Genomic DNA, 22,890 nt, shown 5'->3' with positions numbered 1-22,890 from the left:
CACCTTTCGGGACGATGCTCTAGATTTTCACGACGCGGATCACGCCCTCGCCGCGGCGGTGGCCGACCGAGGTGACCGCGACGTCCGCGGCCGATCCTGCCGCGCAAAGCGCCGCGGCGAGAGCCGCCCCGAACGGGGCCGTGACCTCCATCGGATGGCCGATCATGTCGCCCGTGGCGCGGATGTGCGCACCCGGCAGCGCCGCGTGGATGCCGGCGACCTCCTCCGCCGCGAGGTCGGCTAGGCCGGTGGCGCCGGAGAGCACCACGTCCGGCCGCTCAATCCCGGCCTCGCCGATGAGGCGGGTCAGGCTCGCGGACACGCTGCCCGGCGCGCGGGCCACCCGGTCGTTGGCCACCGGCATCAGCCGGGCCAGGGCCCTGGCGCCGCGCGCAGCGGCGTGTTCGGCCGCTTCCAGCACGAGGAAGGCGGCAGCACTCCCGAGTACGAAGCCGCCTCCGCCCCCAGCCCCCCGCTCGAAGACCGGCCGGTAGCTGTCCTTGAGGAGGTAGCCGCCCATCTCGTGGACGACCATCACGTCCGGCCGCTCGGCGTTGTAGGAGCCGCCCACCATCATGGTCTCGACCTGGCCCGAGGCGATCCGGGCATGGGCGATGCGCAGGGCATCGACGCCACTCGACTCCTCGCCCATGAAGGTGCGCGAGGCGCCGGTAACACCGTGGACGATGCTGATATTGCCCGCGAGCAGGTTCGAGAGCTGCGCCAGGAACAGCGTCGGCCGCAGGTCGTTGAGGAGCCGCTCGTTGAGGAAGGCGCCGGGATCGTTGGCCCTGCGCAGGCCGGTGAGGATCGCACCGTCGACCGCGTAGTCGCGTTCGCCACCGCCCGCCGCCACCACGAGCGGCAGTGCCGACTTGAAGCCCGCATCCTCCTTCACCCCGGCCGAATCGAGTGCGAGGCCGGCGGCGTAGACGCCGAGCCGCTGCCACGCCTCCATCTGCCGCTGATCCGACTTCTTCGGGATCTGGGCATCGAGGCTCACCGGTGCGACCGGGTGCACCGGATAGGGCGCGAACGTCTCCGCATCCGTGCGCGGCTGCGCATGTGAGGCGAAGGCGGTCAGGTGAGGCTCGATCCCCTCACCGGCACAGGAGACGAGGCCGATCCCGGTAATGACGACGTCGCGGGCTTGGACGTCGCGGGCCTGCGGGCGGCTCACGGCTGGGCTCCATCCAGAAGGCCGATCTTCCGGGCGCGTTCGCGCATCGGCGCGTCCAGGCCCGCCGGAAACGGCATGGTGCGGAACCGCAGCTCCGCGTCGCACAAGGCCTTGCCCTCGTGGCGGATCGCGGCCTTCGTCACCGCGTAGCCGGAGCCGTCGTGCTCAAGGCTCGCCGTGATGTCGAGGGTCGCGCCGGGGCCGACAAAGGAGCGGAAGCGCGCCTTGTCCACTGCCATGAGGAACGGCATCTGCGCGAAGTCGAGATGGGCGAGCACGAGGTAGCCGGAGGCCTGCGCCATGGTTTCGGTGAGCAGGACGCCCGGCACCAGCGGGTGGCCGGGGAAATGCCCCTCGAAGACCGGGCTCGCCTCTGGCACGAGCGCCCGCGCCTCGATGCGGCCGGCGGCACGGTCGAGCCGCACCACGGAGTCGATCATCTCGAAATATTCGAGCCGCATCGCGCGTGAATCCCTGAAGCCCGACGGATCAGGCCTTGGCGGCCTTCTCGGCGACCAGAGCGTCGATGCGTGCGCAGAGGTTCTTCAGCACGAAGTACTGCTCGGCCGGAACCTTGCCCTCGTTGACTTCCTGGGTCCAGCGCTCCAGCGGCAGCTTGATTCCGAAGGCTTTGTCGACCGCGAAGGCGATGTCGAGGAAAGCAAGCGAATCGATGCCGAGATCGTCGATGGCGTGGCTCTCGGGCGTGATCTTGTCACGCGGGATGTCCGCCGTCTCGGCAATGATGTCCGCGACGCGGTCGAAGGTGGCGGTCTCGTTCGACATTAGGGCTGGCCGCTTTCTTGATTCTTCATATCCGGCGTCGCCAAACCCTCGCGCGGCACGCCCCATGGCGCCCGAGCCGGTCTGCGGCCCCGCTTCGCCGCCGGTTCCCGATGGCGCTTATGAAAAGATCGCGACCCTTTACACGAAGCGATGGAGCGCGGGCAACCTCGGGCGTTGCGGCCGGCCCGGCTCCCGCGCTGCGCCTCAACCGGCCGAGCGGCTGAGGTCGAGCGCCGGCGCACGGGTGTCCGCACCCTGCCGCGGACGCTCGCGACCCGTGCGGCGGCCCTCCGCCGGCGGCGTCCGCTTACGCTCCGCCGTGCGCGGGCGCACCAATTCGCCGAGCGCCACGAACCGGTCGTTGTGCCGCTGGCCCGCGTCCTGAATGCCGAAGCCGAGGGCGAAGGAGCGGGCGAGATCCGTATCGGCCGCCACGCCGTAGCGCTCAAGGGCGGCCAGGAAGACCCGCCGGAAACCCAGCGGTGCGCACCACGACTTTTCGGCAAGCTGCATCGGCCAGGTCCACAGCCCGTCGCCGCGGCGGCCGGCTATTTCCTCGCGGGCAATGAAATAGCCGCTTGCCGGGTGTTCGAGGCCTTCCTCGAGGATGCGCCAGTCGCGGTCCGGGTACGGTTGCCGGGTTGCAGGCGCCGGCCGGTCGAGCCCGTGGTCGTCGAAGCCGATCTCGATCATGGAAGCCTCCTGCCTTGCGCGCTGCGCCGGGGCAGCGAATCAGTCCGGAACGTTCCATGAACAGTGCGTCTGGGCGGCGAACAGGTCAAGCCTTTGTTCGTAGTTCGTTCCAACTTGCGCCGGGCACGTTCGCGGCTTGCCGCCCGTCGGACGAGACGAGGGCGGGGCGACGAATCCCGTCGTTGCGGGAACCGAGAAGGAAGCCGACGGGCATCGTGAAAATGGGCCTCGCCGAAAAGTCTCGTTCTTAATTTTTTGGCGGCATGGTGCCGAATCGTACCACCCGGCATCCGAACGCTGTCTCAGGATCATGCCCGAACTGCCGAACATCCCGACGCTGGGTCTATGCAGCACCTTGTCGAGCCTCGCCTTTTTCGGCGTGTTCGCATGTCTCTGGGTCGGGCGGCGCGATGAAACCCACTTTCTGCACTGGGCCGGCGGCTCGCTAATCTACGCGGCGGCGATCCCGAGCTTCAACCACCTCGCTCAGACGCCGTTTCAGATCGGCCTGCTCTATTCCGGATTGTCCCTCAGCACGCTCGCGGTGCTGACGGGGGTGCGCCGGTTCGATGGACGCTCGCCCTTCCGCCCGTGGATGCTGCTGCCGATCCTGGCCTCCGGCCTCGGCTACATCCTGCCGGCCCTCGCCTTTGGCCCGGACAGCGCGGCTCCCCGGATCGGCGGCACATTCGGCAGCCTGCTCAACATGGCCATCGTCGGCGGCACGCTCGCCTTCGGCCGGATCTCCCCGTCGTCGCGCGGGCGGCGGATCGCCGGGGCCGCGCTGCTGGCCTACATTCCCGGCTTTCTCGCGGCGATCGCAGCAGAGGCGGTCGGCGGCACGGCCACCAACATGGCGGCGTTGATCCCCCTCGTGTCCGACCAAATGCTGCTGGCGGTGCTGAATCTCGGCCTCATCGCCATGCCGGGCGAGCGGGCACAGGCCGCGTTGCGCGAAGCGGCCCTGCGCGATCCGCTGACCGGCGCCTGGAACCGGGCCGGGCTCGCCGCCCTCGGCCCCCGCCTGCTGCGGTCCGGCACGGCGGTGATCGCGCTCGACGTCGATCACTTCAAGGCGATCAACGACCGGCATGGTCACGCCGTCGGAGACCGGGTGCTCGTCGCCCTTGCCGCCTGCGCACAGGGCGTCGTCCCCGAGCCCGACGCCTGCCTCATCCGCCTCGGCGGCGACGAGTTCGTGCTGTTCGTGTCCGAACGAAGCCCGGCCGAGGCGCGCTGGCTCGCCGACGAGATCCGCCACGCGGTCGCTCGTACGGATAGCCTACCGGCCTGGACCATCAGCCTCGGCATTGCCGCGGTCGAGCCGGGCGAGGCGGATTTTGCCGCTGCCATCGAGCGGGCCGACCGCTCCCTCTATCGCGCCAAGGCCCAAGGGCGTGACCGCGCCGCTGCGTGACGCCGCCTCTGGATTGCCGCTGTGTCCGCCATAGGTCGCTCGCGCCGACGACAGCGGCGAAACGGAGTAAGGCGGCGATGAGCGGCACAGATCGGACGGAATCTGAGGCGGCGCGCAGCCAGAGGGTCCTGCGCGCCCTCCTTGTCGCCGGGCTGCTGGCGCTTGGCCTCTACATCCTGTCCGACTTCCTGAGGGCGCTGGTCTGGGCGGTGGTGCTTGCCATCGCACTCTGGCCACTCTTCGTCCGCGCTCGCCGCCGCTTCCCGCCGGGCCGGCACAACATCCTGTGGCCGGCCGTCTTCACCGGCCTCGTCGCCGGGGTGCTGCTGCTGCCCATCGCGGTGTTGGCGGTCGAGGCGGGCCGTGAGGCGCACGAACTTCTGGCCTATGCCCGAGAGGCCGAGCGCAACGGCATTCCGGTGCCGGATTTCGTCGCGCATCTGCCCTATGGGGCTGCCGCCATCACCGAGTGGTGGAACGCCCACCTCGCCCATGCCGGGCTGGCGCATGAATTGAGCGAGCGGCTCAACACGACCTCGAACCGCGACCTCACCCGAACCCTCGGGGCGGGTTTGGTGCACCGGGTGGTGCTGTTCGGCTTCTGCCTTCTGGCGCTGTTCTTCCTCTTCCGCGAGGGCGATACGGTGATCGCGCAGACGCTCCGGGCGAGCCATCGCCTGTTCGGGCCGCGCGGCGAGCGGGTGGCGCGCCAGATGGTGGCCTCCGTCCACGGCACGGTGGACGGGCTCGTCCTCGTCGGGATCGGCGAGGGCTTTCTGCTCGGGATCGTCTACGCTTTTGCCGGCGTACCGCACCCGGTCCTGTTCGGAGCGCTCACCGCGGTGGCCGCGATGATCCCCTTCGGTGCGCCGCTGGCCTTTGGCCTCGCCGCCGTGCTGCTCCTGGCAAGCGGCGCGGTCGTCCCCGCCGCGATCGTGGTGGCGGCGGGCTTCGTCGTCACTTTTGTGGCCGACCACTTCGTGCGCCCGGCGCTGATCGGCGGCACCACCCGCCTACCCTTCCTGTGGGTGCTGCTCGGCATCCTCGGCGGCGTCGAGACCTTCGGGCTGCTCGGCCTGTTCGTCGGACCGGCGGTGATGGCCGCCTTGATCCTGCTGTGGCGGGAGTTCACGGAAGGGCCCGAGGAGCCCGCCTGACCCGTCAGTGCTTCAGCGGCCGTCCGAGCTTCTTCGCCAGGATCCGCTGCGGGCTCTTCTCCGGGTCGGCTTGGTCGGCGACCGCGATGTAGGCGGTCTGCTCCAGCATGTAGCGACCGCCCATGGCACCGTGCATCACGAGGTCGGAGAAGGTCACCCAGGTCTCGCCGGGCTGGAAGCGCACATCGGCCTGGGGCGCGTTGGCCTGGTAGTCCAGGTCGCGCTTCAGGGCGTCGTGGAGGTGCAGCATCAGGTGGTCGTATTCCGTGCGCTTGGCCTTGGTGATCTTGAGCGCGGCCAATACGCTCGCCGAGAGGCCGGAATAGCCCGGGAGCTTGGGCAGAAACTTCTCCGCCATCGAGCCGAAATCCTCGCCGACCCGCCACAGCCGCGGTTGCCCCTCGGCGTTGATGTTGCGGAAGATGCGCAGGATGCGCCGCTCACCGATCGGGTTGGAGGGGAAGGCATCGACATGCATGCGCGTGTCGTCGCGCCGCCAGCTCAGCTTGCGCTTGTCCACGTCGAACGGCCGGTAGGAGGTGCCCGCGAGCGAGACCTTTTCGCGGTAGGCGGGGAGATAGGTGTCGATCAGATCCTTCGCGAAGCGGCGGTAGCGCACCAGCAGGTCGCGCAGGCGTGCCTGCTCCTCCTCGGTGCCGGCCCCGCCCCGCAACTCGGCGGTCTCGTTGCGGATCGCGACGTTCTTGGCCTTGCCGTCGGCGAAGGGGCGCTCGACGAAACGCTGCTCGAAGGCGTCGAAAGGGAAGTCGAGATCGCGGAAGACGAGGACCGAGCCGCTCTCCAGCGCCTCGACGAGACCGGGCGCGCCCGGCACCGCCTCGGCGCGGGAGACGGGATGAACGGGGCTGATCATGGCTGGCATTTCCCGCACGATTGGATGGTGCGCGGTGTAACCGACCGGCTCATGCTCTGCCAACACGCCAGCCCGCTGCGGCGTCTCGACCCGCCCCGGCGTTTTGCGGTGGACGAAACCTTGCCTCCGCTTGCTCCGCCGCTCGCGCCCGCGTCTCCTGATCGGCAACCTGGGGCACGGGCGGGGCGTTCTCTCCGCTGAACGTCCGCCCCTGGACGAGGAACCTTGGACGAGGAACCGGCCATGGCGACGCTGAAGGAATTCGAGGAGGCTCTGCGCGAGCACAGCATGCATATGGCGCTCGCCCTGCTGGAGCGCCTGCGCGAACGCGACCGCCAGACCCGCACCATCCGCCCGGCCCGGCGCATCACGGGCCAGAAGATGACGCCCGACCTCGCCCGCGCGATCCTGGAACTGCACGCCTCCACCGGCATGACCCAGCAGGAGATCGCGTTCAAGGTCGGGGTGAACCAGGGCCGGGTCAACGAGGTGATCAAGCGCGGCAAGTGGCTCGACGACGATCCGCACGCCCCCGAGGCGGTGGCGCGCGACAAGGCGAAGGCGCGGATGCGCGCCGACCCCAAACCGCGCCCGAAGCCGGCGGTTCGCAAGGAGACGCCGCGCGCGGCAAAGCGCCCGGCCGCCCCCCAGGGGCAGTTCGCGTTCGGGGATCTGTAGCGCGATGTCCGGTACGGGCGCGGCGCTCTGCCGGGTGATGCGGCCCGGAGAGCCCTTCATCGGCAAGCAGGGATTGTCCTACGCGCCCGGTATCTCGGCGGAATCGGCAGGTTCGACGGGCCTGCACCTGCAGATGGTGACGATCCCGCCGGGAGCGCGGGCCAAGGCGCACAAGCACGAGGGCCACGAGACGGCGATCTACGCGCTCGCGGGCATGTCCTGCACGTGGTGGGGCGAGCGGCTGGAGTACCACACCGCGCTGCGGCCCGGCGAATACTTCTACATCCCGGCCGGCGTGCCGCACCTGCCCTACAATCCGAGCCGTACCGAGCCGTGCACGGCGCTCATCGCCCGCACCGATCCGAACGAGCAGGAAAGCGTGGTGCTGCTGCCGGATCTCGACGGGATCCATCCGTGACCGGCACGGTTGAGGAATCGGATTTCCTCTCTCCGGACCCCCGTGATGCGATGCGCCCTGGTCTGCGTGGTCCTGCTCGCCGGCATCGGGCCTGCCCTGGCGCAGCGTCCCTCCACCACGACGCTGAGCTGCGCCGAGGCCCGCGCCGTGGTCATGCGGCAGGGCGCGTCGGTGCTCGGCACGGGCGGGCCGACCTTCGACCGGTTCGTGCGCGACCGCTCGTTCTGCGAGGCGACGGAGATCGGACGGCGCGCCTTCGTGCCCACCCGCGACAATCCGGGCTGCTTCGTCGGCTTCACTTGCTACGAGCCCGGCCGCGGCGACCGGTTCGGGGATTTTTGACCCAGCCATGTGAAAACGCCCCGGCCTTGGCGGCCGGGGCGCTCCCCTGCGGGATCAGCCTCGCGGCTGAGCGGTTACGCGGCGTGCTGGACCGAGCCTTCGATCACCGGCTGGCTCGATGGCCGGCTGGCGATCTCGATGCGACGCGGCTTCTTAGCCTCCGGGACCTCGCGGACGAGATCGACATGGAGGAGGCCGTTCTCCAGCACGGCGCCGGTGACCTGGACGTGGTCGGCGAGCTGGAAGCGGCGCTCGAAGGCGCGGGCAGCGATGCCCTGGTAGAGCACTTCGGCGGACTTACCTTCGGCGGGTTTACGCTCGCCCTTGATGGTGAGAGCGTTCTCTTTCACCTCGATCGACAGGTCGGCCTCGGTGAAGCCAGCCACGGCGACGGTGACGCGGTAGACGTTCTCACCGGTTCGCTCGATGTTGTAGGGCGGGTAGGTCGGAGCTGCCTCGGTGCTCACGAAACCGTCGAGGGCCGAGAACAGGCGGTCGAAACCGACGGTGGAACGGTACAGGGGGGCCAGATCGAACTGACGCATCACATATCCTCCAGAAGAAGCAACATGCTCGATGTATTCGGGTCCGCCCTTGGGCCGGACCGTCGCGCCGCCGTCTCGGCCGGCGCTTCAATGATATTGGTGGCCCCCAAAAACCGTGCAAGGGTCTGTTTGCGGGGATTTCGCGTGAGCTTGAGCAAAATTTTTTCCCAGGTGAGCCCGCCGTGCTGACCCTGCGTCCCACCCCCGGCAATCCGGTGCCGCCCGGTGCCCGCCTCGTGCCGGTCGAGACCGCCGACGGTGTTCCCTTGCGGGCCGCGACGTGGCAGCCGACGACGCGGGGCGTGAAGGGCACGGTCTGCCTGCTTCAGGGCCGGGCCGAGTTCATCGAGAAGTACTTCGAGACGATCGCGGATCTGCGTGCCCGCGGCTTCTGCGTGGTCGCCTTCGACTGGCGCGGCCAGGGCGATTCCGGCCGTCAGGTCCGCGACGCCCACAAGGGCCATGTCCGCCACTTCGACGATTACGGTCTCGACCTCAAGGCGATCACCGAGACCGTGCTCGTGCCGATGATGCCCGAACCGCATTTCGGGCTCGCCCACTCCATGGGCGGGGCGGTGGCGCTGACACTCGCGGCGAAGGGCCGGCTGCCGTTCCGGCGGCTTGTCACCGTCGCACCGATGCTGTCGATCCGCATGGTGCGCTGGCCGGCGGCGGTGTCGCTGCTCGTGCGCGGACTGCAACGGCTGGGCCTCGGGCGCAGCTACGTGCCCACCGGCGGCAAGACCTCGATTGCCACGAAGCCGTTTGCCGGCAACCGCCTCTCGACCGACCCCGCACGCTACGCCCGCAACGCAGCCGCTGCCCGCGAGGTCGGCGCCGGAGCGGTCGGCGACCCGACCGTCGCCTGGCTCGCCTCCGCCTTCCGGGCGATGCGGCGGCTGGAAGATCCGGCGATGATCCGGCGGATCCGCACGCCGTGTCTGATCGTCGGGGCCGGAGCCGATCCCGTGTGCAGCACCCCGGCGATCGAGCGCTTCGCCGCCCGGCTCAAGACCGGGCACCTGATCGTGCTGCCGGGCGCCCGCCACGAGATCCTGACCGAGTGCGACGCGGTCCGCGCGGATTTCTGGGCGTCCTTCGATGCGTTCATCCCTGGCCACGGCCATCCCGCCATCGCCGAGAAGGCTCAGGCTCTCACGGGTTGAGCACGTTCAACGCCGCCTCGTGCAGTCGGCGGTCTCCGGCGGCGACGATCCGGCCGCCGCCGGTGGCCGGGCCCCCGTCCCAGCTCGTGACGACCCCGCCCGCGCCCTCGACGATGGGGATCAGCGCGACGATGTCGTAGGGCTTCAGCCCCGCCTCGACCACGAGGTCGATCTGGCCGGCCGCGAGCATGCAGTAGGCGTAGCAGTCGGTGCCGTAGCGGGACATCTTCACCTGCTCCTCGATCGCCTGGAATCGCTCGGATTCCTCCCCGTCGGCGAAAAGACGTGGGTCGGTGGTGGCGAGGATGGCGTTGCCGAGCGCATCGTTGCGGCGGGTATGCAGGGGGCGTTCGCCCTTCGCGGAGCGTACGCTCGCGGTCCTGCCGTCGCCGAGGAAGCGCTCGCCGAGATAGGGCTGGTGCATCAGCCCGCGCACCGCTGCGCCGTGATGGGTGAGCCCGATCAAGGTGCCCCAGGTCGGCAGGCCGCTGATGAAGGCACGGGTACCGTCGATGGGGTCGAGCACCCAGACGCATTCCGCATCCGCCCGCTCCGCGCCGAACTCCTCGCCGAGGATGCCGTGGTTCGGCAACCGGTCGTTGATCATCCGCCGCATCACGGCTTCCGCCGCACGGTCCGCCTCGGTGACGGGGTCGAAGGCGTGGCCCGTCCCATGGGACTTGTCGTCGAGGCCGAAATGGGCCCGGAAGAACGGCAGGATCGCCGCTCCGGACTGAGTGGCGAGGTCTTCCATGAACTGGGCGAGATCGACGACGCTCATCGAGGGGCAGCCTCCCATTGTTGGATTGCGACGAAGCCGCCGACAGGCCGTTCCGTCAAGCCGGCTCGGGCAGAGCCTGCCGCGGGGGCGTGGCCGCATCGCTCCGCTCGGACCGCTCCGGGCGGCCCTCGTGGCGGGCGAGGGCGAGGATCGTCTCGATCAGGTCGCGCAGGGAGGTGACGTGGTCGTCCGCGCCGAGCTTGGCCTGCACCGCGTCGTCGGCGAGCATCGGCCCGTCGAGGCGCCACAGCCCGGCGACGATCGGCACGGTGTCGATCTTCTGGCGCAGCCGCGAGACGAGGCGGCGCAGGTGGGTCGGCTCGCCGGACAACGCGAGCGAGATCACGCAGACCGCCTGCGCCGGACCCGGCTCCCACTCGGCAATGTGCACCCGGGCGACCTCTGCGAAGGGCACCTGCCGGGTGCCGAAGCCACGCTTGCGCAGGAGCTGGTCGGCGATGGCCGTGGCCGCGCCGTCGAGGAAGCCGCGGCCGGAGACGAGGAGCACCGCACCGTCGGCCCGCCACGCTTCGGGCAACTCGCCGGGTTCGGGATCGGCGATCGGCTCATTCTTGCAGGCACCCTCTCCGTCGCCTTCGAAGAGCTTGGCGGATTTGGAGGCCGGATCGGGCGCGGCATCCTCGCGATCCTCCAGATCCTCCACCAAGGCGGTGATCGAGGCGCGGATCTCGTCCTTCTGGCTCGGTGTCAGCACGCCGCGGGCGGCATCGCGGGAGGCGAGTTCGAGTCCCTTCAGCACCACGTCGTCGTAATAGGCCGAGAGCGAGCATTCGCGCAGGATCAGGTCGGCATGTTCCTGCGCCTCCTCCGGGTCGTCGGCGAGCATGCGCTGGTAGAAGTTCTCGATCGGCGTCAGCGCCGGGCGGTTGCTGAACAGCACATCCAGGAATTCCAGCCGATCGACGTGGCGCCCGAGCACGACGAGGCAGACGGTGAGCGGCGTCGAGAGCAGGAGGCCCACCGGTCCCCACAGCCAGGTCCAGAACAGGGCCGAGACCAGCACCGAGAACGGCGAGACGCCGGTCGAGTGGCCGTAGACCAGCGGCTCGATGATCTGCCCGACGATGGGCTCGACGATGACGAAGAGCAGGAAGGTCGCCAGAACCATGCTCCAGCCCGGATCGACCGCTGCCGCGAGCGCGATCGGCAGAACCGCCGAGAGGAAGGCGCCGATATAGGGCACGAAGCGCATGACGAGCGCGAAGATGCCCCACAGCACGGGGCTCGGCACGCCGATGATCCAGAGCCCGACGCCGATGACGAGGCCGAAGGCGGAGTTGAGTGCGAGCTGGCCCAGGAAGTAGCGCGAGAGCCGCCGGGCCGCGTCGTCCATCGCCACGGTCGTGCGGTGGAGGTCGCTCGACCCCGCGAGTCGGATCAGGCGGTCGCGCAGGTCTTCCCGCTGCATCAGGATGAACAGGAGTACGACGAAGACGATGCCGGCGGTGGCAAGCGGCTGGGCCACCGGCGCGAGCACGGTGGTGGCCAGTTCGAGCGGGCCCGGGCGGCGCTCCTCCACCTGCACCACCATCGGCTTCGGCGGCTCCGGCTCGGCCTTGCGGGGATTGTCGCGGGCGGCCTGCTGCTTGGCCTTCTCGGCCGCCTCCTTGGTCTCCTCGCCGCCCTGGTGGATCGCCCGGTTGATGTTGGCGATGTAGTCCATCGTCTGGCCGAGCGTGCCGGCCCGCAGCCCCTCGATCTTGCGCTCGACGGTGCGCTGGTAGCGCGGCACGTCCCCCGCGAGTTCGGCAACCTGCACGCCGATGACCGTGGACACCGCGGCGATGATCCCGGCGGCGAGCAGCACCGAGACCAGCACCGCGAAGGCCCGCCCCAGCCGCAGCCGGCGCAGGAAGTTCACCAGCGGGCCGAGCACGAACGACAGCAGCACCGCGATCGCGATGGGGATCAGCACCTCACGCGCGAGGAAGAGGCCCGCGACGATGATCGCGAACACGACGAGGGAGGAGGCGAGCGGACCTTTCGGCGTCTCGGCCGCGGAAACGCGCGTCGGGCGCGGCGGCACGATGAAGCCCTCACCGGGGGAAATACGCTTCATGTCAGGCCGGGCTTCCCTCTCACGCCACGCTTCATCCGAGGCCCGACGGATCGCGTCGCGGGCCTCGGTTCTGTTCACAAGGGTCCGGGCGGGCTTCGCACGACGATCCGCGGTCGAGCCGGGCGATCGTCGTCACGGGCCAGCGCACGGGCCTGCGCCCGAAGGCACCTGAACTCAAGAAACCGTGAGCCAGCCGGATTCGATCCCTGAAACGTTGCCGTGACGGCGTCGTCCCTCAGGCCTCGGTGAACGATTCGGCGAAGGGATGCAGGCTGAAGCCCGCCCGCTCCAGCTCGGCGCGCACCGTTCGTGCCATCGCGAGCGCCTCCGGGTTGTCGCCGTGGACGCAGACCGTATCGATCGCGACCGGAACGCGACGCCCCCCGAGCGTGAACACCGCGCCCTCCCCGATCATGCGGGCGACGCGCAGGGCGGCTTCGCCCGCGTCTTGGATCACCGCGCCGGGCGAGGCACGGGGGGCGAGCGTGCCGTCCTCGGCATAGGCGCGGTCGGCGTAGATCTCGCGCATGAGGGTCAGCCCGGCCCGCTCCCCGGCGCGCTCGGCAGCGAGCCCCGGCATCACCACCAGGACGAGGCTGGCATCGACGCAGGCCACGGCGCGGGCCAGGGCGTCGGCGACCGCGTCGTCCTCGTTGGAGAGGTTGGCGAGCGCCCCGTGCGCTTTGACATGGGTGACGCGGGCACCGGCCAGAGCGGCGCAGGCCTGCAACGCGCCGATCTGGTAGGCGATGTCGCGCTCGATTCTTCTGGGACTTTCTTGGATCCGGTTTCGGCCAAAGCCGCGTAGGTCCGAAAAACCGGGATGGGCGCCGATGGCCACGCCCCGCGCCTTCGCGGCGAGCACCGTCTCGACCATGATGTCGGGGTCGCCCGCATGGAAGCCACACGCGACGTTGGCCGAGGTGACGATGTCGAGGAGCGCGGTATCGTCGCCCATGCGCCAGGGCCCGAAACCCTCGCCGAGATCGGCGTTGAGATCGATGCGGGCGCTCACTCGGCGGCCCGCATGGATCTCGACGTCTTCCCCGGCTTCGGCCCCAGTTGTGATGCTTGTTGTGCCCCTTGCCCCGGCCGCATCATCACCCCGAAGCCTTCGCTCGCGTCGCCGATGAAGCGGATGCCCTCGCCTTCAAGCACCGTGCGGATCGCGTCGAGGGTCCTTGCGCGCGGGGCGACCTGATCGCTCTCGATCATGTTCAGGGTCACGACCGAGACCGCGGCGCGACTGGCCAGAACGCCTTGCGTCCATTTGAGAAGGCCGCGGCCGGCGCGGATCTGGGCGGGTGTGATGGCGGATGGGTTCATGGATGGGAGATGCGTGAAGCTGAAAGAATTTTCAAGTTTCGGGTTGACGCAGTCCGGGTGCAACCGTAAGCACAACCTATCGGCTCAGCCGGGCCAGAGATCGAGCGTTACCTCTTAACCCGTACGGGAAAGCTTCCGCTCCCTCGCACCCACATCCGGCTCACAGCTCGAACATCATCACCGGCGCGGGCCGGTTGGCATCGGTTATCACCTATCCCGTGAAGCCCCGATCGCCCGTTTACACGTCCGCGCTTCCCATTGGCCCCGCCTCGACGGAGCAAGGCATGAAACACGACGATCACCGCGTCGCCGCTTTCGCCCGTCCAGGGTCTGAGCGGCCAAGGGCGATGTGCTCGTATCCGACCACACGAGAGACGGTCGGCCACGCGGGCCGATAGCGGACGGTTATCTCAGGGAATCGAATGCCAGATGCCCTCGGGCGGACGGCGCGGTTGTCCGAAAGGACATTCCCGTTCGCACCCCCATGCCCGCGTGGCCGCCGTTCCGGCGCGGCCACAATCCCCCACTCCCCATCCCGGCGGCCCCTGCGGGCCGAACGGGGACGGTTATCGGTAGAGCGCCGCGGCACACGCCGCGGAGGTCGCGAATTCGATTGTCGCCGGGCATGACACCCGTAGCTCAGCAAACCCGTCCCTGACATCCACGACCGCAGGATTTTTCGCGGCTGAGTTGTAGGAAATTATTCAAATTGCTCGGTCCGAAGAGGGAAGGTCCGTAGCTCAGTCGGGTAGAGCGCCCCTTTCCTCACACCATGACCGCGCTGCTTCAGGCCGGACGTTCGTCCGCCCGAGGGGCGCAGAACGACAAAGATATCGGCCGTGCGGGCCGATGGAGACAGGTGATCGTTGGCCGAAAGGCCGGGTTCGAATCCCACGGGCCGCGAGGTCCGATGCCCGGGTGGCGGACGGGCAACGCACGCCGCGCGAGCGGACCTCCTGTCTCCCCTCCATGCCCGCACGGCCGCTGACGGAACAAACGAATTCGGCCGCGCGGGCCGGATTGCGAGGGTGATCTGGTCCTAGGGTTCGAATCCCAGGCGCCGCAAGGCGCCGGAATCCCTCGCACGACTCACGACCGCGCGCCGCAACGAGCCTCGGGGACCATCCCAAAAATAGCCCCGCGGAGAGAGGAGCGAGCAATGTTGAACTATGGAAAGCTGTTCTCGCTCCGGCGCACCCCGCAGTCGGAGCCCCTTCCCCGCACCGTGCCGAATTCGGCCGGCGGCCATGTCTTCGCGCTGAGCGACTGGGCGCGGCTCGACCGCTTCCTCGTGCTCGGCTCGGAAGGCGGCTCGTACTACGCGGGCGAGCGGGCGTTGACCCGGGAGAACGCCGCCGCGGTGATGCGCTGCATTGCCGAGGACGGTCCGCAGGCGGTCGCGGTCATCGTCGCGATGAGCGAGGCGGGCCGGGCGCCGAAGCAGGATCCGGCGATCTTCGCGCTGGCGCTCGCGGCCTCCGCGGAAGCCGAGGCGACCCGCCGGCTGGCGCTCGCCGCCCTGCCGCAGGTCTGCCGCACCGGCACGCACCTGTTCCAGTTCGCGGGCGCCGTCGAGGCGATGCGCGGCTGGGGCCGGGCGCTCCGGCGCGCGATCGGCGACTGGTACCGGGCGCGTCCGGTGGACGCGCTCGCCTACCAGGCGGTGAAGTACCGGTCCCGCCAGGGCTGGTCGCACCGCGACCTCCTGCGGCTGGCTCACCCGGAGACGGACGAGCCGGCCCGGAAGGCGCTGTTCGACTGGATCTGCCGCGGCACGCTGACCGAGGAGACCCCCGCTCTCGTCCACGCCTTCGCCTCGGTACAGGCGGAGGGCGTCGACGGCGCTTACGCGGCGGCGCAGGTGCGGACGCACAATCTGCCCTGGGAGGCGCTGCCGACCGGGCTGATGACGAGCCGCGCGGTGAACGAGGCCCTGATCGAGCGCATGCCGGTCGGTGCCCTCGTGCGCCAGCTCGGCCGGCTCACCGCTTCGGGGGCGCTCGCGCCCTTCACCGCGGCGACCGCGCACGTGGTCGGCGTGCTGTCGGATCGGGAGCGCCTGCTGAAGGCGCGCCTGCACCCGATGGCGCTGCTGGTGGCGCTCCGGACCTACGCGTCCGGGCGCGGCCAGCGCGGCCGGCTCTCCTGGGAGCCGGTGGCGGCCATCATCGAGGCGCTGAACGCGGCGTTCTACACCGCCTTCGGAGGCGTCGAGCCCACGGGCCGGCGTCTCGTGCTGGCGCTGGACGTCTCCGGCTCGATGAGCTGCGGATCCGTTGCGGGTTCCGCTCTGACGCCCCGCGAGGCGGCCGCCGCGATGGCGCTCGTCACCGCGGCGACCGAAGAGCACTGGCAGACCCTCGGCTTCACGGCCGAGCCCGGCCAGTCCTGGAGCCAGGGGGCAGCGCTCACGGCCCTGCCGATCGGGCCGTCGATGCGGCTCGACCAAGCGGTGGCGGCGACCGCTGATCTGCCCTTCGGCGGGACGGATTGTTCGCTGCCGATGCGGTGGGCGCTAGAGCGGGGCGTGAAGGCCGACGCGTTCGTGGTCTACACGGACTCGGAAACCTGGGCGGGGCCGGTCCACCCGGTCCAGGCTCTGCGGGAGTACCGGGAGAAGACCGGGATCCCGGCCAAGCTCGTGGTCGTGGGGCTCGTCTCCAACGGCTTCAGCATCGCCGACCCGAACGACGCCGGCATGCTCGACGTCGTCGGCTTCGACACGGCGGCGCCCGCGCTGATCGCGGATTTCATCCGCGGTGAATGACGAGAGGGGCGGACGGCTCGCAGCGAGCCGTCCGCCCCAGTCCCCCAAAATTCAAGAAGCAAGACTTCAGGAAGACGGAGCGGCATCATGACCGCGATCAACGGACGCGACCTCATCGCCTGGGGCTTCCAGCCCGGCGAATGGTTCAAGCGGGCGGTCTCCATCGCCAACGCGATGCGCCTCGAGGGCGCCGACGACGCGGCGATCCGCGCGCATCTGGCCACCCTCGACCCGGCCGCCCAGGTCATCCCGATGCGCACGAACGCCCTCGCATTCGGCGTCTTCCTCGACGCCGAGACCGAGGCCGAGCGGGCGAACGCGGCCGCCGTGATCGCGCATATGGACGCGCTCATGCGGGTGCCGACCATCGTCAAGGGCGCGGTGATGCCGGATGCCTGCCCCTCGGGCTTTGCCGAGGGCACGATCCCCGTGGGTGGCGCAGTCGCCTGCGCGGACGCGATCCATCCGGGCTTCCACTCGGCCGACATCTGCTGCTCGGTGGCGATCACCGTGTTCCGCCGGGCCGACGACCCGAAGCGCGTCCTCGACGCGATGCAGGCGGTCACGCATTTCGGTCCCGGTGGCCGAAAGGGTGCCGTCGCGCCGCCGGACGCGGTGATGGCGGGGGTTGCGGGCAACCGTTTCCTCGCCGAGTTCGCGGGTCTCGCGGTCGGGCACTTCGCCAGCCAGGGCGACGGCAACCACTTCGCCTCTGTCGGGCACCTCGCCTCGACCGGGCAGGTGGCGCTCGTCACCCATCACGGCTCGCGCGGGCTCGGGGCGCAGCTCTACAAGAAGGGCATGGCGGTGGCTCGCCGACACACGGCGATCGTTGCTCCGCGGGTCCCGGCGCACAACGCCTGGATCCGGGCGGAATCCGATGACGGCCGGGCCTATTGGGAGGCGCTGCACATCGTGCGGGACTGGACCAAGGCGAGCCATTTCGCGCTCCACGACCTCGTGGCGCGACGGATCGGCAATGCCGTCGCGGACCGGTTCTGGAACGAGCACAACTTCGTCTTCCGCCGCGACGACGGGCTCTACTACCACGGTAAGGGGGCGACCCCGTCGTGGGCAGGATTCTCGGCCGACGATGACGGGCGCACGCTGATCCCGCTCAACATGGCCGAGCCGATCCTGATCGCCCGCCACCGCGACCAAGTGGCCTCGCTGGGCTTTGCCCCGCACGGGGCGGGCCGCAACATGAGCCGCACGGCTTACCTGCGCGAGAACGCACCCGCTTTGCCCGAGGGCATCGACGTGCGCTTCTTCTGCGGAAAGCCGGACCTGTCGGAGCTGCCGGGCGCCTACAAGGACGCCGCCTCGGTGCGTGCCCAGATCGCCAAGTACGATCTGGCCGAGGTCGTCGACACGGTGGAGCCCTATGGCTGCATCATGGCCGGCGACTGGGAGGCCGACGCGCCGTGGAAGCGCAAGGCGGCGGCGAAGTGGGCGGTGAAGGCCGCCGCGGAGGCCGCGACGTCGTGAAGACGGCGCCGGGTGGAAAGCCCGGCGCCGTCTTCTTGTTATCGTCAGCCGTCGTCAGGATGCGCCGGGCATGGATGCCGGATCGCGGGCGGCGTGCCGGATGCCGAGGATGACGATTTCATCGTCGCTCGCCTCGTAGAAGATCAGATGGGATAAGGGGTCGCCACGATACGGCGCATGGGCCGAAGGCTGGTCAGGCGCCCGCTGTGGGGCTGCTCCAAGAGCAGATCGATCACCGCTCGAATGCGTTGCTGAGCGCGATGCGCGCCCTGTGGTGACCGCTCCGCGATGTAGGTTAGAACGGCGTCGAGTTCTGCGGCGGCATCCGGGGTGTAGCGCAGCCTCACAGGCCGTGCTTCGTCCAGATCGCGCGCACCTGCTCGTCCGTCGCGAACTCGCGCCGAGCGGCCTGAGCGCGAGAATTGGCGAAGGAAGCCTCTTCCTCAGGCGCCAGCGCAAGAACCGATTCCTCCTCGCCGGCGAGGCGGAGAAGAACGCGGGCCATATCGTCCTGCACTTCGGGCGGAAGAGCGCGGACGCGCTCGATGGCCCGATCCAAAAGATCCGTCATGCGTCCGTTATGCATGACATCGTGGCATTCGAAAGCTGGCCTCGATCGAGCCGCTTGCGGCCTCCGATCGGTTCACACCACGACCGCCACCGCCGCCTGCTCCCCCACCCCGAACACCCTTTTGTAACGCTCCACTTCCGCCGCCGGCCCCTGGGCCTTGCTCGGGTTGTCGGAGATCTTCACCGTCGGGCGGCCCTCCGCTTCCGTCACCTTGCAGACCACCGAGATCGGATCGAGGCGCCCTTCCGGCACGAGGCCGCGGAAATCGTTGGTCAGTCGCGTGCCCCAGCCGTAGCCGATGCGCATGCGGCCGTGGAAATGCGCGTGGATCGCCTCGATGTCGTCGATGTCGAGCCCGTCGGAGAAGATCGCCAGCTTTTCGCGCGGGTCGCAGCCCCGCGACGCCCAGAAGGCGAGGGCCTCCTCGCCGCCCGCGATCGGCTCCTTCGAGTCGATGCGGATGCCGGTCCAGGCGGTGAGCCAATCGGGTGCGTTGGCGAGGAAGCCGGTGGTGCCGTAGGTGTCAGGCAACGCCACCAGCAGGTTGCCGGCATAGTCCTGCTGCCAGTCGGCGAGCACCGCGTAGGGCGCGGCCGCCAGGGCCTCATCGTCGTCGCCGCTGAGTGCGGCGTAGACCATCGGCAGTTCGTGGGCGTTGGTGCCGACCGCCTCGACCTCGCGCCGCAGGGCGATCAGGCAGTTCGAGGTGCCGAGGAAGGCGCCCTCGCCCAAGCCTTCGCGCATCGCCTGCACGCACCAATCCTGCCATAGGAAGCCGTGGCGGCGGCGCGTGCCGAAATCGGCGATGGAGAGATCGGGCAGGCGCTTCAAACGCTCGATCTTCTCCCAGACACGGGTCATGGCGCGGGCGTAGAGCACCTGCAGATCGAACTTGCCCATGCCGCGCAGCACCGCGCGGGAGCGCATCTCGTTGAGGATCGCGAGGGCCGGTACCTCCCACATCGTGGTCTCGACCCAGGGGCCGTGGAAGGTCAGCGCCACCTGTCCGTCGCGGGTCTCCAACTCGTATTCCGGCAACTGAAACGCCTCGAACCACGCCATGAACTCGGATGAGAGGATCTGGCGCTTGCCGTAGAAGGTGTTGCCGCGAAGCCAGGTGGATTCGCCCCGGCTCAAGCGGACCGTGCGGGCGTGGTCGAGCTGCGCCCGCAATTCCCCGAGGTCGATTTCGTCGGCCACCCGCACGCTCCGGGTGCGGTTCTGGATTCCGAAGCTGACGTTCAGCTCGCGGTGACGGCGGAAGATCATCTGCGCCATCAGGAGCTTGTAGAAATCCGTATCGAGCAGCGAACGCACGATCGGGTCGATGCGGAAATTGTGGTCGTAGACCCGCTTCGCGAGGTCGATCATGGGCCGTCCGTGTTCAGGGAGCGTCGGCCGAGCTTGGGGCGGATCGCCCCAGCGATCAACGTCGGCGGGCGCAGGGCATCATGACAAAAAAGGCGCCCCCACCAGAGGCAGGGGCGCCGGACGTCACGGGAATGGGCACGAGGCCCGTTCCCAGGAAGAATCAGGCGAGGTCGACCTTCTTGGTCTCGGTCTTCGGGCTCTCGCCGGTGAGCGAGGCCTTCACGTAGCCGTAGAGGTGAACCATCGTGGAGGACGGGCTGTCCCAGTACTCGCCCTGCTCGGGATGGATACGGATCAGGCCGACCTCCGGGTCGTTCTTGCCGTTGGGGAACCACGTCTTGAGGCTCTCCTGCCACTTCTCGTCGATGAGCTTCTGGTCGCGGATCACCTCGGCCTTGCCGGCGATCGAGACGTAGGTCTGGCTCGACGGGTCGGAATAGGAGAGGTTAACTTGGTTGTCGCGGCCGATCTCGGCGGTCTTCGGGCTGTGCAGCTTGGTGAAGAACCAGATGTCGCCGTTCTCGTCGATCTCGTTGTTCCACATCGGGCGGCTGTTGAGCGTCCCATCCTGGTCGGCGGTGGTCAGCATCGCGACCTTGACGTCCTTGACCAGCTCGAAGAGCTTCTTCGCGCCCTCGTGGTCGCGATGGTTGCCCTGGTGCATGAGATCCGTACTCCGTCTGTCGTCAATGGCGTGAGCCGGGCCGGCTGAGTCCCCGATCGATGGTCCGCTGCCCGGCGATTGCCTCGACAACGAGCGAGTTCGATCTTGGTTCAGGGGTGGGTCGAAGCTTTGCCGGAGAGTGACGGGTGAAGGAGATGAGGGTTGCGCTGCTGGCCCTGCTGCTGGTCGCCGCTGCGGTGCCGGCCTCGGCGGAGGTGCGCTTCGGCCCCGGTGTGCGGATCGGCGGCCACGACTTCTCGAACCGGCGCGCGCGCAGCGTCCATGTCGAGCGGGTGAATCGGCTGCGCGGCCCCGTCGGCTGCCGGCACCTGCGCCGCGGCGTCTACCGGCGCGGCGACGGCTCGGTCGTGCGTGGACCCATGGAAGAGTGCAACCTGATCGCCATTCCGCCGGGGCGGCGGCGCTGAGAATATAGCCCGAAGGCTGGCGTTTGCCACGAGGGTGGTTAGATGGTCGGGAGCGGGATGGCCCGCCCCGGCGCCCGATGGAGTTCGAGTTTTGGCGATCACGCGCGACGACGTGCTGAAGGCACTCTCGACCGTCACGGTCGACCGCGGCGGCACCACCCTGCCCGATTCCGGCCGCCTCTCGCAGGTGGTGATCGACCCGGGCAATCGGGTGATGTTCTCGATTCTGATCGATCCGAGCGAGGCCGAGCGCTTCGAGCCGGTGCGGCGCGAGGCGGAGGGCCGCGTCCTGACGCTGCCCGGCGTGTCGAGCGTGCTCGCGAGCCTGACCTCGGAGCGGGCCCCCAACCCGCCAGCCCCCGGCGCGGCCCCGCGTCAAGCGACAGGCGCTGTCGGAGGTCCCGGCGCCCCGCCGCGCCAGGGCAATGCGCTGCCGGGCGTGCGCCACATCGTGGCGGTGGCCTCGGGCAAGGGCGGCGTCGGCAAGTCGACCACCGCCTGCAACCTCGCCCTCGGCTTGAGTGCGCAGGGCCTCAAGGTCGGCCTGCTCGATGCCGACATCTACGGCCCCTCGGTGCCGAAGCTTCTCGGCCTCTCCGGCAAGCCGCGGGTGATCGACGGCAAGACCCTGGAGCCGCTCCAGGCCTACGGGCTGAAAGCCATGTCGATCGGCCTGCTGATCGAGCCGGAATCGGCGATGATCTGGCGCGGGCCGATGGTGCAGTCGGCCATCACCCAGATGCTGCGCGACGTGGCCTGGGGCGAACTCGACGTGCTCATCGTGGATATGCCCCCCGGCACCGGCGACGCGCAACTCACCATGGCGCAGGCGACGCCCCTGTCGGGCGCCGTCATCGTCTCGACGCCGCAGGATCTGGCGCTGATCGACGCGCGCCGCGGCGTGACCATGTTCCGCAAGGTCTCGGTGCCGATCCTCGGCGTGATCGAGAACATGGCGACCTTCATCTGCCCGAATTGCGGGGCGGCTTCCGCAATCTTCGGCCATGGCGGCGCCCGCCACGAGGCCGAGCGGCTGGAGGTGCCCTTCCTCGGCGAGATCCCGCTCACCATGGCGATCCGTGAGACCTCGGATGCCGGACGTCCCGTGGTCGCCACCGACCCGGACGGGCCGCAGGCCAAGATCTACCGCGAGATCGCCCAGAAACTCTGGGCCAACCTCAGCGGCGCACCCGTCGGCCGCGCGGCGCCGAAGATCGTCATCGAGTGAGGCCTTCTCCGGTCTCCGGTCCGGGCACATTGGGCCTGATCCTGGCGGGCGGCCTGTCGCGGCGGATGGGCGGGGGCGACAAGCCCCTGCGCCAGCTCGCTGGACGCACCCTCTTGGAGCGCGTCGCCGAACGGCTCGGCCCGCAATGCGCGGGCGGGCTCGCACTCAGCGCCAACGGCGATCCGGCCCGTTTCCGGGCGGTGTTCGCGGGAGCCGTCCTGCCCGACACCCTGCCGGACCATCCGGGGCCGCTCGCCGGCATCCTCGCCGGGCTGGAAGCCGCCGAAGCAGCGGGTCTGTCCCACATCGTCAGCGTGCCGGGAGACGCGCCCTTCCTGCCCGAGGACTTCGTCGCGCGGCTCGTTGCGACAGCCGTGGGGGAGGGCAAGCCGATCGCGCTCGCGGCCTCGGGCGAGCGGCGCCATTTTACCAGCGCGCTCTGGCCGATCCACTTACGCGAGGATCTGCGTGGCTGGCTCGCTTTGGGCGAGCGGCGCGTCGGCGGCTTCATCGAGCGGCACGGGGCGGCGGTGGCCTCCTGGCCGGTCGAGCCGATCGACCCCTTCCTCAACCTCAACGCGCCGGAGGATCTGGCCGCGGCGGAGGCGCTGCTGGCGCGGGTTTCCTGACCAGCCGGCAACGCACCGTTGGGAGGCGCCCGGATGTTGTGCAAGCCCCCTGGAATTCATATTTAAGTAACTGAGACCACGGCCTTTGGTCGGCCACGGCTATCCTGCCCCTACCCTCATCCCGAGGTGCCGAAGCGCGAGCAAAGGCCTCGAAGGATCCTCCAGGGATCGCACGCGAACTGGAGGATCCTTCGAGGCCCGCATTCCGCGGGCATCTCGGGATGAAGGCGCGGGTGGGATCGGCCGCGGGACCGGGTCCGCGGTGTTTTTCGATTCCGGTCGGAACGAACAGTAGATCGAG

The 22,890-nt window shown here is 69.4% G+C and carries 25 protein-coding genes; 11 read left to right on the top strand and 14 right to left on the bottom strand.

Annotation, left to right across the window (positions count from 1 at the left end; genetic code table 11):
• Window positions 1–19: 19 nt before the first annotated feature.
• From J2W78_RS06055 to J2W78_RS06040, 4 genes are all read right to left on the bottom strand, one after another.
• Complete coding sequence (locus J2W78_RS06055; RefSeq protein ID WP_253368902.1) at window positions 20–1,180, bottom strand: beta-ketoacyl-ACP synthase; 1,161 nt, start codon at window positions 1,178–1,180, stop codon at window positions 20–22.
• Window positions 1,177–1,641, bottom strand: a complete 465-nt coding sequence (locus J2W78_RS06050) for a 3-hydroxyacyl-ACP dehydratase FabZ family protein (protein ID WP_253368900.1) — start codon at window positions 1,639–1,641, stop codon at window positions 1,177–1,179. Before J2W78_RS06050 ends, J2W78_RS06055 begins: the two co-directional genes overlap by 4 nt.
• A gap of 28 nt (window positions 1,642–1,669) precedes the next feature.
• Window positions 1,670–1,966 (bottom strand): acyl carrier protein, encoded by a 297-nt coding sequence (locus J2W78_RS06045; protein ID WP_003601886.1) that lies wholly within the window; start codon window positions 1,964–1,966, stop codon window positions 1,670–1,672.
• A 204-nt stretch (window positions 1,967–2,170) separates the two neighbouring features.
• The gene (locus tag J2W78_RS06040; protein WP_253368898.1) at window positions 2,171–2,659 is read right to left on the bottom strand and encodes a hypothetical protein; all 489 of its coding nucleotides are present in this window, start codon (window positions 2,657–2,659) and stop codon (window positions 2,171–2,173) included.
• A 310-nt stretch (window positions 2,660–2,969) separates the two neighbouring features.
• Here J2W78_RS06040 and J2W78_RS06035 point away from each other — a divergent pair, with 310 nt between their 5' ends.
• Together J2W78_RS06035 and J2W78_RS06030 are read left to right on the top strand one after the other, a co-directional pair.
• Entirely contained in the window at window positions 2,970–4,076 is a 1,107-nt protein-coding gene (locus tag J2W78_RS06035) for a GGDEF domain-containing protein (protein WP_253368896.1), read from the top strand.
• Window positions 4,077–4,153: 77 nt separating this feature from the next.
• Window positions 4,154–5,233, top strand: coding sequence for an AI-2E family transporter (locus J2W78_RS06030; protein ID WP_253368894.1), 1,080 nt, complete (start codon window positions 4,154–4,156; stop codon window positions 5,231–5,233).
• Between the two features lie 4 nt (window positions 5,234–5,237).
• Here J2W78_RS06030 and J2W78_RS06025 read toward each other — a convergent pair whose 3' ends face one another.
• Window positions 5,238–6,107 (bottom strand): Kdo hydroxylase family protein, encoded by an 870-nt coding sequence (locus tag J2W78_RS06025; protein ID WP_253368892.1) that lies wholly within the window; start codon window positions 6,105–6,107, stop codon window positions 5,238–5,240.
• 243 nt (window positions 6,108–6,350) lie between these two features.
• Between J2W78_RS06025 and J2W78_RS06020 the strand changes: the two genes are divergently transcribed.
• The 3 genes from J2W78_RS06020 to J2W78_RS06010 are packed head-to-tail and all read left to right on the top strand — an operon-like array spanning window position 6,351 to window position 7,545.
• Window positions 6,351–6,785, top strand: coding sequence for an RNA polymerase subunit sigma-70 (locus J2W78_RS06020; RefSeq protein WP_253368891.1), 435 nt, complete (start codon window positions 6,351–6,353; stop codon window positions 6,783–6,785).
• A gap of 4 nt (window positions 6,786–6,789) precedes the next feature.
• On the top strand, window positions 6,790–7,203 hold the full coding sequence (locus J2W78_RS06015; RefSeq protein WP_253368890.1) for a cupin domain-containing protein: 414 nt from the start codon (window positions 6,790–6,792) through the stop codon (window positions 7,201–7,203).
• A 45-nt stretch (window positions 7,204–7,248) separates the two neighbouring features.
• A complete protein-coding gene (locus J2W78_RS06010) occupies window positions 7,249–7,545 on the top strand; it encodes a hypothetical protein (protein WP_253368888.1) in 297 nt (98 codons plus the stop codon).
• A 74-nt stretch (window positions 7,546–7,619) separates the two neighbouring features.
• On the opposite strand, the gene J2W78_RS06005 is transcribed toward J2W78_RS06010, so the two are convergent.
• A complete protein-coding gene (locus tag J2W78_RS06005) occupies window positions 7,620–8,090 on the bottom strand; it encodes an Hsp20 family protein (RefSeq protein ID WP_253368886.1) in 471 nt (156 codons plus the stop codon).
• A gap of 182 nt (window positions 8,091–8,272) precedes the next feature.
• Here J2W78_RS06005 and J2W78_RS06000 point away from each other — a divergent pair, with 182 nt between their 5' ends.
• The gene (locus J2W78_RS06000; RefSeq protein ID WP_253368884.1) at window positions 8,273–9,256 is read left to right on the top strand and encodes an alpha/beta fold hydrolase; all 984 of its coding nucleotides are present in this window, start codon (window positions 8,273–8,275) and stop codon (window positions 9,254–9,256) included.
• Here J2W78_RS06000 and hisN read toward each other — a convergent pair.
• The 4 genes from hisN to J2W78_RS05980 all read right to left on the bottom strand — a co-directional run bounded on the left by hisN (window position 9,246) and on the right by J2W78_RS05980 (window position 13,506).
• Window positions 9,246–10,037: a histidinol-phosphatase gene (hisN, locus tag J2W78_RS05995; RefSeq protein ID WP_253368882.1), complete on the bottom strand. Its 792-nt coding sequence runs from the start codon at window positions 10,035–10,037 to the stop codon at window positions 9,246–9,248. The two genes, J2W78_RS06000 and hisN, sit on opposite strands and share 11 nt — an antisense overlap.
• Window positions 10,038–10,092: 55 nt before the next feature.
• Window positions 10,093–12,117, bottom strand: a complete 2,025-nt coding sequence (locus J2W78_RS05990) for an AI-2E family transporter (RefSeq protein WP_253368881.1) — start codon at window positions 12,115–12,117, stop codon at window positions 10,093–10,095.
• 235 nt (window positions 12,118–12,352) lie between these two features.
• Window positions 12,353–13,132: a LamB/YcsF family protein gene (locus J2W78_RS05985; protein WP_367399402.1), complete on the bottom strand. Its 780-nt coding sequence runs from the start codon at window positions 13,130–13,132 to the stop codon at window positions 12,353–12,355.
• A complete protein-coding gene (locus J2W78_RS05980) occupies window positions 13,129–13,506 on the bottom strand; it encodes a helix-turn-helix domain-containing protein (RefSeq protein WP_253368879.1) in 378 nt (125 codons plus the stop codon). The genes J2W78_RS05985 and J2W78_RS05980 overlap by 4 nt, the downstream gene beginning before the upstream one ends.
• A gap of 1,096 nt (window positions 13,507–14,602) precedes the next feature.
• Here J2W78_RS05980 and J2W78_RS05975 point away from each other — a divergent pair.
• Together J2W78_RS05975 and J2W78_RS05970 are read left to right on the top strand one after the other, a co-directional pair.
• The gene (locus J2W78_RS05975; RefSeq protein ID WP_253368877.1) at window positions 14,603–16,210 is read left to right on the top strand and encodes a TROVE domain-containing protein; all 1,608 of its coding nucleotides are present in this window, start codon (window positions 14,603–14,605) and stop codon (window positions 16,208–16,210) included.
• Window positions 16,211–16,297: 87 nt separating this feature from the next.
• A complete protein-coding gene (locus J2W78_RS05970; protein WP_253368875.1) occupies window positions 16,298–17,698 on the top strand; it encodes an RtcB family protein in 1,401 nt (466 codons plus the stop codon).
• Between the two features lie 143 nt (window positions 17,699–17,841).
• On the opposite strand, the gene J2W78_RS05965 is transcribed toward J2W78_RS05970, so the two are convergent.
• The 4 genes from J2W78_RS05965 to J2W78_RS05950 all read right to left on the bottom strand — a co-directional run bounded on the left by J2W78_RS05965 (window position 17,842) and on the right by J2W78_RS05950 (window position 20,304).
• Window positions 17,842–18,045, bottom strand: a complete 204-nt coding sequence (locus J2W78_RS05965) for a type II toxin-antitoxin system RelE/ParE family toxin (protein ID WP_367399403.1) — start codon at window positions 18,043–18,045, stop codon at window positions 17,842–17,844.
• Window positions 18,042–18,269, bottom strand: a complete 228-nt coding sequence (locus tag J2W78_RS05960; RefSeq protein WP_253368873.1) for a hypothetical protein — start codon at window positions 18,267–18,269, stop codon at window positions 18,042–18,044. The genes J2W78_RS05965 and J2W78_RS05960 overlap by 4 nt, the downstream gene beginning before the upstream one ends.
• 72 nt (window positions 18,270–18,341) lie before the next feature.
• Window positions 18,342–19,640, bottom strand: a complete 1,299-nt coding sequence (locus J2W78_RS05955) for a nicotinate phosphoribosyltransferase (RefSeq protein WP_253368871.1) — start codon at window positions 19,638–19,640, stop codon at window positions 18,342–18,344.
• A 160-nt stretch (window positions 19,641–19,800) separates the two neighbouring features.
• Entirely contained in the window at window positions 19,801–20,304 is a 504-nt protein-coding gene (locus tag J2W78_RS05950; protein WP_253368869.1) for a pyridoxamine 5'-phosphate oxidase family protein, read from the bottom strand.
• 155 nt (window positions 20,305–20,459) lie between these two features.
• On the opposite strand from J2W78_RS05950, the gene J2W78_RS05945 reads away from it, so the two are divergent.
• From J2W78_RS05945 to mobA, 3 genes are all read left to right on the top strand, one after another.
• The gene (locus J2W78_RS05945) at window positions 20,460–20,732 is read left to right on the top strand and encodes a hypothetical protein (RefSeq protein ID WP_253373977.1); all 273 of its coding nucleotides are present in this window, start codon (window positions 20,460–20,462) and stop codon (window positions 20,730–20,732) included.
• Window positions 20,733–20,823: 91 nt separating this feature from the next.
• Complete coding sequence (locus J2W78_RS05940) at window positions 20,824–21,960, top strand: Mrp/NBP35 family ATP-binding protein (RefSeq protein WP_253368866.1); 1,137 nt, start codon at window positions 20,824–20,826, stop codon at window positions 21,958–21,960.
• Window positions 21,961–21,989: 29 nt separating this feature from the next.
• Window positions 21,990–22,589 (top strand): molybdenum cofactor guanylyltransferase MobA, encoded by a 600-nt coding sequence (mobA, locus tag J2W78_RS05935; RefSeq protein ID WP_301288715.1) that lies wholly within the window; start codon window positions 21,990–21,992, stop codon window positions 22,587–22,589.
• Window positions 22,590–22,890 lie beyond the last annotated feature (301 nt).

This window comes from Methylorubrum extorquens (assembly GCF_024169925.1).
GTDB lineage: Bacteria > Pseudomonadota > Alphaproteobacteria > Rhizobiales > Beijerinckiaceae > Methylobacterium > Methylobacterium extorquens_A.
The sequence above is the reverse complement of the archived record's forward strand: the minus strand, read 5'-3'. Positions and strand labels throughout refer to the sequence as shown.

Excerpts from the sequence above, each read along its gene's own strand:
- J2W78_RS06020 (WP_253368891.1), top strand. The coding sequence starts at position 6,351 with ATGGCGACGCTGAAGGAATTCGAGGAGGCTCTGCGCGAGCACAGCATG.
- J2W78_RS06040 (WP_253368898.1), bottom strand. The coding sequence starts at position 2,659 with ATGATCGAGATCGGCTTCGACGACCACGGGCTCGACCGGCCGGCGCCT.
- J2W78_RS06010 (WP_253368888.1), top strand. The coding sequence starts at position 7,249 with ATGCGATGCGCCCTGGTCTGCGTGGTCCTGCTCGCCGGCATCGGGCCT.
- J2W78_RS06050 (WP_253368900.1), bottom strand. The coding sequence starts at position 1,641 with ATGCGGCTCGAATATTTCGAGATGATCGACTCCGTGGTGCGGCTCGAC.
- J2W78_RS06030 (WP_253368894.1), top strand. The coding sequence starts at position 4,154 with ATGAGCGGCACAGATCGGACGGAATCTGAGGCGGCGCGCAGCCAGAGG.
- J2W78_RS06015 (WP_253368890.1), top strand. The coding sequence starts at position 6,790 with ATGTCCGGTACGGGCGCGGCGCTCTGCCGGGTGATGCGGCCCGGAGAG.
- J2W78_RS05955 (WP_253368871.1), bottom strand. The coding sequence starts at position 19,640 with ATGATCGACCTCGCGAAGCGGGTCTACGACCACAATTTCCGCATCGAC.
- J2W78_RS05960 (WP_253368873.1), bottom strand. The coding sequence starts at position 18,269 with ATGACGGATCTTTTGGATCGGGCCATCGAGCGCGTCCGCGCTCTTCCG.
- J2W78_RS05945 (WP_253373977.1), top strand. The coding sequence starts at position 20,460 with ATGAGGGTTGCGCTGCTGGCCCTGCTGCTGGTCGCCGCTGCGGTGCCG.
- J2W78_RS05990 (WP_253368881.1), bottom strand. The coding sequence starts at position 12,117 with ATGAAGCGTATTTCCCCCGGTGAGGGCTTCATCGTGCCGCCGCGCCCG.
- J2W78_RS06045 (WP_003601886.1), bottom strand. The coding sequence starts at position 1,966 with ATGTCGAACGAGACCGCCACCTTCGACCGCGTCGCGGACATCATTGCC.
- J2W78_RS05975 (WP_253368877.1), top strand. The coding sequence starts at position 14,603 with ATGTTGAACTATGGAAAGCTGTTCTCGCTCCGGCGCACCCCGCAGTCG.
- J2W78_RS06035 (WP_253368896.1), top strand. The coding sequence starts at position 2,970 with ATGCCCGAACTGCCGAACATCCCGACGCTGGGTCTATGCAGCACCTTG.
- hisN (WP_253368882.1), bottom strand. The coding sequence starts at position 10,037 with ATGAGCGTCGTCGATCTCGCCCAGTTCATGGAAGACCTCGCCACTCAG.
- J2W78_RS06005 (WP_253368886.1), bottom strand. The coding sequence starts at position 8,090 with ATGCGTCAGTTCGATCTGGCCCCCCTGTACCGTTCCACCGTCGGTTTC.
- J2W78_RS05970 (WP_253368875.1), top strand. The coding sequence starts at position 16,298 with ATGACCGCGATCAACGGACGCGACCTCATCGCCTGGGGCTTCCAGCCC.
- J2W78_RS06025 (WP_253368892.1), bottom strand. The coding sequence starts at position 6,107 with ATGATCAGCCCCGTTCATCCCGTCTCCCGCGCCGAGGCGGTGCCGGGC.
- J2W78_RS05950 (WP_253368869.1), bottom strand. The coding sequence starts at position 20,304 with ATGCACCAGGGCAACCATCGCGACCACGAGGGCGCGAAGAAGCTCTTC.